The sequence below is a fragment of the Rhodococcus sp. C26F genome (assembly GCF_053345925.1).
The window spans coordinates 80,762-87,682 of record NZ_JBKFBA010000023.1 but is presented as its reverse complement, the minus strand read 5'-3'; the positions used below and the strand labels follow the sequence as shown (position 1 = coordinate 87,682).

The window sequence follows — 6,921 nt, the reverse complement described above, 5'->3', positions numbered from 1 at the left end:
GTCCTCGTGACGGTCGATGAGAACTGCACGGCCGTTCGGTTTACAGGCGTGAACGCACGGCTGCGGACAGGCGCTTGCCGTCGGCCTTGCCTGCCGCGATCTCGGTGGCGGCCTTCATCACCTGGCCCATGTTCTTCGGACCCGGCCGCGCGCCGAGTTCCTCCGCGACGCGCGCGAGGGCGGTGTCGACGACGTCTACGAGCTCGGCATCGGTCAGCGGGGTGGGCAGGTACTCGTCGATGATCCGCGCCTCGGCGTGCTCCTTGGCCGCGAGCTCGCCGCGTCCGTTCTCGGTGTAGACCTCGGCGGCCTCGCCCCGCTTCTTCGACTCCTTCGCGAGGACCCTGAGCACCTCGTCGTCGGACAGCTCACGCGCCTCCTTGCCGGACACCGCCTCGTTCCGGATCGCCGCGAGCAGCATCCGGAGCGTCTCGGTCCGCAGCTTGTCCTTGTCCTTCATCGCTGCGGTCAGGTCCGTCCGCAGCCTGGATTCGAGGGAGGATGTGGTGTCGCTCATGCCGGAAACGCTACGCGGGGCAGGCGAACCACGTGCGAGGTCCACGCACGGCGGTACGCTGGAGAAGTGCCTGACCTGTCTGCAATTCGCCGCGTAACCCTCGGTGCTGCCGGCGCCGCCGCTCTCGGCCTCGGTTACGCCACGCTGATCGAACGGAACGCGTTCACTCTTCGCGAGGTCACGGTGCCGGTGCTCGCGCCCGGCGCGTCGACATTGCGGGTCCTGCACATCAGCGACCTGCACATGACTCCCAACCAGAAGCTGAAACAGAACTGGTTGCGCGAGCTCGACGGCCTCGAGCCCGACCTCGTCGTGAACACGGGCGACAACCTGTCGCACCCGAAGGCCGTTCCGGCCGTCGTCCAGGCGCTCGGCGGACTCCTCGCCCGCCCGGGTCTGTTCGTCTTCGGGAGCAACGACTACTTCGCTCCCGTGCTGAAGAACCCGCTCGCCTACTTCGACAAGGACCACGACCGCGTCTACGGTCCTCCGCTCCCGTGGGGCGACCTGCGTGCGGCGTTCACCGAACGTGGCTGGCAGGACATGACGCACGTGCGCCGCGACATCGAGATCGGCGGCGTGCGCATCGCCGTCGGCGGTGTCGACGACCCGCATCTCGACCGCGACCGGTACGAGACGATCGCAGGTGCGGCCGATCCCTCGGCCGATCTGCGACTGGGCATGACGCACTCCCCCGAGCCGCGGGTGCTCGATCGCTTCGCCGAGGACGGCTACGACCTCGTCCTCGCGGGCCACACCCACGGCGGCCAGCTGTGCCTGCCGTTCTACGGCGCGCTGGTGACCAACTGCGGGATCGACCGGTCGCGGGTGAAGGGCGCGTCGCGCTGGGGTGCCCACATGCGACTGCACGTCTCCGCGGGCATCGGCACGTCGCCGTTCGCTCCCGCCCGGTTCTTCTGCCGTCCGGAGGCCACTCTGCTGACCCTCGTTCCGGCCTCGCGCGACACCGCGCAGCAGGCCAGCGGTGACGCGACAGAGCGCGCCGGGTTGCGTCGCTGACCAGCCGATTTAATCTTCTGCGGCCTCGTGTTGTAAGCTGACCGAGGTTCAATACGGGGTGTGGCGCAGCTTGGTAGCGCGCTTCGTTCGGGACGAAGAGGTCGTGGGTTCGAATCCCGCCACCCCGACTCGTGGAAGAACTCGTCAGGGCACTTTCTCCTCACGGAGAAGGTGCCCTGACTGCTTTCCCGACTACGTTTCCGGGCCTGCCCGGACCCGGGATGGGGTCGCAAGGACCGAGTGGTTCCGGCTGTAGACGAAATAGATGATCAGGCCGAGGAGCATCCACGCGACGAACCGCAGCCATGTTTCGACGGACAGATTCACCATGAGCCACACACATGCGATCACAGCAAGGATCGGCACCAGAGGTACCAGTGGCACCCGGAACCCGCGTTCGAGGTCCGGTCGCGTGCGCCGCAACACGATCACGCCGATCGACACGAGTACGAACGCGAAGAGTGTGCCGATGTTGACCATCTCCTCGAGAGTGCCGAGCGGCACGAGCCCCGCGAGTACTGCGATGATCACCGCCACGAGCACCGTCGTACGTACCGGAGTTCCATGGCTGCCCGTGTGGGAGAGCCCGCGTGGCACGAGTCCGTCCCGTGCCATCGCGAACAGCACCCTCGTCTGACCCAGCATCAGCACCATCACGACCGTGGTCAGACCCGCGAGGGCACCGATCGAGATCAGGTTCTTGGCCCAGTCCATCCCGTTGAGTGCGAAGGCCGTCGCCAGCGTCGACTCGTCCCCTTCGAGCTCGGTGTAGTCGACCATGCCGGTGAGGACGAGGCTGACGGCCACGTACAGCACCGTCACGATCGCGAGCGAGCCGAGGATGCCGATCGGCACCGCCTTCTGCGGGTTGCGCGTTTCCTCGGCCGTGGTGGCGACGACGTCGAATCCGATGAACGCGAAGAACACCAGGCTGGCTGCGGCCAACAACCCGTACCAGCCGAAGGTGCTGCCGCCTGCCCCGGTCGCGAACGAGAACAACGACTGGTGCAACCCCTCACCGGTGTCGCCGGCTTCGGAGGGCGGGACGAACGGCGAATAGTTCTCGGTCTCGATGTAGAAGGCGCCGAGAACCACCACGAACACCACCACTGCGATCTTGATCGACGTGATGACCAGTGAGACCCGGGACGAGAGTTTGGTTCCCGTGGCGAGCAGCACGCCGATCACCGCGACGATCAGGATCGCACCCCAGTCGATCTTCACCGGTCCGATCATGACGCTCGACGACACGGCCACGACCTCGTGGAGGTAGAGCGACCACCCCTTCGCCACCACCGCTGCGGCGAGGGCGAACTCGAGGATGAGATCCCATCCGATGATCCACGCGACGAACTCTCCGAAGGTCGCGAACGAGTAGGTGTAGGCGCTGCCGGCGACAGGCACGGTCGAGGCGAACTCGGCGTAGCAGAGGGCTGCGAGCGCGCACGCGATCGCAGCGAACACGAAGGCCAGGGACACCGACGGACCGGCGACGTTACCCGCGGTGCGGGCGGTGAGCGTGAAGATGCCTGCGCCGATGACGACTGCGACGCCGAACACGATGAGGTCCCAGGCGGTCAGGTCCTTGCGCAACCTCGAATCCGGTTCGTCGGTGTCGCGGATGGACTGCTCCACCGACTTGGCACGCAGGAGTCCGGCCCTCGGGGTCCTACCGATCCGAGTCATCGCGATCCTCTCCCCGGAGGGAACCCCATCGCTTCGGGCACGACCCGAGGTTGCGAGCTGTTCTGCCGCAGGGCGTAAGAGCAGAATAGGCCGCCATCCGCTCCTGGAACGGTGCTTCTGTGCAGAGAAAAGAGGACGCCGCGCTCGCGCAAAAGATTCTTCAAGTTTGTTTAGGCGCGAAAAACCGACTTGCATGCCCTAAACTGAAACGCGGCACCGCACTCGCGAGACGCTCCGACTCCGGTCGGGGGGAACGGAAATCAGCGGATGACGCGACGACACAGGGCCTCCCAGCAGGGCGCGCCGGAGAACTCCGGAGGTTCCACACTCACCAGGTCACGACCACGGCGACGACGGTGGCCCGCCGTCCTCGTGCTCGTCGCGTGCGCGTTCATCGCCGCGGGAGTGCCCGTCTACGTGGCCCCGCAGATCGAGATCGAGAACCTCAGCCCGTATCGCCGGGCCGATGCGATCTTCGTCCTCGGCGGTGCGATCTACGAGCGCTATCCCTACGCGCTCGAACTCGCACTCGAAGGCTTCGCACCCGAGGTCGTGGTGTCGAATCCCAACGGCACGAAGGACGTCTGGTTGACGGACCTGTGCGACCACCCGCGTTACGAATTCCCCGTCACGTGCTTCGAGCCGGATCCGCCGACCACTCGCGGTGAAGCGATGGAACTGCGTCGCCTCGCGGAGCAGCGCGGCTGGGAGAGCGTCATCGTCGTGACGTTCGTACCTCACGTCTCCCGCGCGCGCTTCATCCTCGACCGATGCTTCGACGGCGAACTCATCATGGCCGCCAGCCCTGCCGACATCGCCCTGTCGTACTGGGCGTGGGCGTACGCCTACCAGACCGCCGGCTACATGCGGGCCTTCTCGCACACGGGGTGCTGAGGTGGGACGTCAGGGCAGCAACCGGTCGAGGAACCGGTTGCTGAACACCCGATGCGGGTCGTACTGCTCGAAGGCTGCGAGCGCGGCGTCCCAACCCTGCCCGGACGGCAACCCGGTGCGGTACATGGCCGGCACCGTCTCCCCGAGGAAACCGGGGTCGCGGTAGCCGCCCTGGTCGTCGAACGCCCAGCCCTTCGACCACTCGGAACGGAAGGTCGCGTAGTCGCCCGAGTAGTGGGCGGCCATCCACTGCTCCATCTCGTGGAAGAAGGCCGGCATCCCGGCCGTTCCGGGGATGGAGACCACGTTCATCCAGATCGCGGTGTCCCAGTCGGGGCGGTCGGGGCGGGGACGCACCGGCGACAGGTCGGGCACACCGGCGGCGTCGACGAGCACCTCGTCGGCGTCGTCGACCTTGCACAGACGCACCTCGAACGGCATGTTCACGGGGTACTGGCCGAGCGAGGCGTAGTGCGTCATCCGCTCGTGCAGCCACGTCGTGAACTCGTTGATGACGCGGGCGATGTTGTCGCGTCTCGTCACGACGACACCGCCGCCAGCGACCACGCGCAGGGTCGCGGCGCGCAGGTAGAACAGCAGGTCCTTGGACCAGCCCCACAGATCGTTCGTGCCGGTCGCTGCGAGTCCCGCTGCCACCGCACCGAACTGCGACGCACCGAAGGCCGGTGTGACGCCCTGGGCGCCACGCACGACCTGTCCCAGCAGGTCGGTGAGTTCCTCGGGCAGACTGTCCGAGAAGTAGTAGTTGTACGGACCCTGCACCTCACGGGAGGCGGCGGGCTTCTCCGGGGAGACCGACCAGATCTTGAGCCAGGGTGTCTCGGTGAAGGGGAACCAGATCGCCTCGACCCGCCCGTGCTCCTCGACGTAGCGCTCGAAAGTGCGCCCCGGCGAGCCGGGCGGGGCGAACAGTTCGCGCCACGGGATGTCGGTGAAGCTCTGGCAGCGCACTCGGTAGTTCGCTCCGGCCTGCAGCGTCACCGAAGTGACGAAGGTGCGTCCGAGGTGGGCGAGCAGGGGTCCGATCTCCGGTTCGGCGCGGCGGAACTCGCGGAGTTCGTAGGCACCGGCCGACGGGTTCCACACCACGGCGGTCAGAGCCAGGACGAGATTGGACAGGGAGCCGAACGACTGGCCGGGGATCACCGTCTCCCCCGCCGCCGGGTAGGTGGCTCCGTGGGCACCGATCGACAGTGCCCCCGCGATGGAGATGTCGCCGATGGCGGGCGAGTTGGCCCAGCCCAGTCCGTTCGCTTCGAGCGCGGTGAGGATGGATTCGATGCTCGCGCCACCTCCGGCCGTCACGCGCGGAGGTGCGGCGTCCGCGTCGACGACGACCTGGTTCAGCTGCGACATGGTGTCGACCAGCACGACGTTCTGGATGTCCTGCCCGGCCTCGAGGGTGAGCGGACTCCAGCTGTGCATCGATCCGCGGGGACGGATGCGGAAGCCGTGGGCGTGCGCCCAGTTCGCGAGGCGGACGACGTCGTCGGCGGTACGCGCGGTCGCGGTCCACACCGCGTCGAACCGGATGGTCTTCGCCCAGTTGACGAACTGTTGCTGCGAGAGCGGGATGTCGGCCGGGAAGTCCGGTGGCGCCGGGATCGTGGCTGCCGGGTCGCCGAACGGTACCGCACCCGCGAGCGTCCATCCCGTGCCTGCAAGGACGGCCGCTCCCGCGGCTGCTCCGAGAAGACCGCGACGGCTGAGGGTGGGACCAGAGGCTCGAGCGCTCACGAGGGCGGGTTCCGTTCTGTTCTGCGGGCACGGACTCCGCAAAAATAGAACAAGTTCTTTTTATTCTCCAGTACCGCTACCGGTGTGCGGCGCCCTCGCTCCAGAACGACAGACCCGACGCCTCCAACGTGCCGAGGATGTGTTCGGGAGCGCCGTCGACCGACCAGACCGCCATCGCGACCGCCGCCACGGTGAGGGCCGGACCGAGAATGCCGAGCTCGAACGGGCCACCCGCACGGATGGACAACGCCGACGGCAGCTTGATCTCCCACCAGCGCGACCCGCGCCAGGGCACGAACGGAGCGAGGAAGGGGATGCCCTCCTTGGTGATGGCGTCGCCGAGACAGTGCGTCGCGCATCCGAGGGCCACCGCGACCCCCAGGCCCGTCGACGCAACCTCCTGCGGGAACCACGTCCACGACAGGATCGACAGCACTGCCGCGCTCAGGGTGACGACCACCCACCCGCGCTTCTTCGCCCACGACCCGAACAACCCGCGCAGTGCGAGACCGAGAGTGACGAACAGGACCCCGATGATCGCCTCCCTGCCGAAGCTCGCGACGAGCGCCGAGACTCCGGCGCCGAGCAGTGCCGCGAACAGCGCGGTGTGCGTCATGGTGCGGTGCCCGCCGCGCCGCTTCCGGTCGCGGCTGCCCTTGGTGAGCGAGTAGTAGCCGAGCGAGACCGCGTCGATGCCCTTGGCGAAGGTCTGGCTCACGGGCCCGAACGACCTCGCGACCGTCGACTGGGCCGTGTCGAGATCCGGAAGCAGGGCCGCCCCCGAACACACCGCCGCGAAGGCGAAGGTCTCCGCGGTGGATGCGGGTGCACCCCAGTCGGGAGGAAGCAGATCGGCGACGACGAGCCCCACCAGCGCCCCGGATACTGCATGGGTAGGACCCATCACCATGTCGGACAACACCTTTCGACGAACGAGCGCGAACCCGGCCCCGCGTGACGACGCCGGCCCGGATCTCCAACCTAACAACCACAGCCGACACAGCTGTCACACGCGTGTTCGAACAGCCGATATGTTCGGCAGACGC

6 protein-coding genes and 1 tRNA gene are annotated in these 6,921 nt (G+C 67.4%); 3 read left to right on the top strand and 4 right to left on the bottom strand.

Going from position 1 to position 6,921, the window contains the following annotated elements:
• Positions 1-40 precede the first annotated feature (40 nt).
• On the bottom strand, positions 41-517 hold the full coding sequence (locus ACLBYD_RS20540) for a GatB/YqeY domain-containing protein (protein ID WP_060653849.1): 477 nt from the start codon (positions 515-517) through the stop codon (positions 41-43).
• A 66-nt stretch (positions 518-583) separates the two neighbouring features.
• On the opposite strand from ACLBYD_RS20540, the gene ACLBYD_RS20535 reads away from it, so the two are divergent.
• On the top strand, positions 584-1,537 hold the full coding sequence (locus tag ACLBYD_RS20535) for a metallophosphoesterase (protein ID WP_447817880.1): 954 nt from the start codon (positions 584-586) through the stop codon (positions 1,535-1,537).
• Between the two features lie 54 nt (positions 1,538-1,591).
• Positions 1,592-1,665, top strand: a tRNA-Pro gene (locus ACLBYD_RS20530).
• A gap of 64 nt (positions 1,666-1,729) precedes the next feature.
• On the opposite strand, the gene ACLBYD_RS20525 is transcribed toward ACLBYD_RS20530, so the two are convergent.
• Positions 1,730-3,223: an amino acid permease gene (locus tag ACLBYD_RS20525; protein WP_447817879.1), complete on the bottom strand. Its 1,494-nt coding sequence runs from the start codon at positions 3,221-3,223 to the stop codon at positions 1,730-1,732.
• A gap of 372 nt (positions 3,224-3,595) precedes the next feature.
• Here ACLBYD_RS20525 and ACLBYD_RS20520 point away from each other — a divergent pair, with 372 nt between their 5' ends.
• On the top strand, positions 3,596-4,117 hold the full coding sequence (locus ACLBYD_RS20520; RefSeq protein WP_120281212.1) for a YdcF family protein: 522 nt from the start codon (positions 3,596-3,598) through the stop codon (positions 4,115-4,117).
• A 9-nt stretch (positions 4,118-4,126) separates the two neighbouring features.
• Here the strand turns inward: ACLBYD_RS20520 and ACLBYD_RS20515 are convergent, their stop codons facing one another.
• Together ACLBYD_RS20515 and ACLBYD_RS20510 are read right to left on the bottom strand one after the other, a co-directional pair.
• Positions 4,127-5,875: a cholesterol oxidase substrate-binding domain-containing protein gene (locus tag ACLBYD_RS20515; RefSeq protein ID WP_447817878.1), complete on the bottom strand. Its 1,749-nt coding sequence runs from the start codon at positions 5,873-5,875 to the stop codon at positions 4,127-4,129.
• Between the two features lie 76 nt (positions 5,876-5,951).
• Positions 5,952-6,785 (bottom strand): metal-dependent hydrolase, encoded by an 834-nt coding sequence (locus tag ACLBYD_RS20510; RefSeq protein ID WP_026061353.1) that lies wholly within the window; start codon positions 6,783-6,785, stop codon positions 5,952-5,954.
• Positions 6,786-6,921 lie beyond the last annotated feature (136 nt).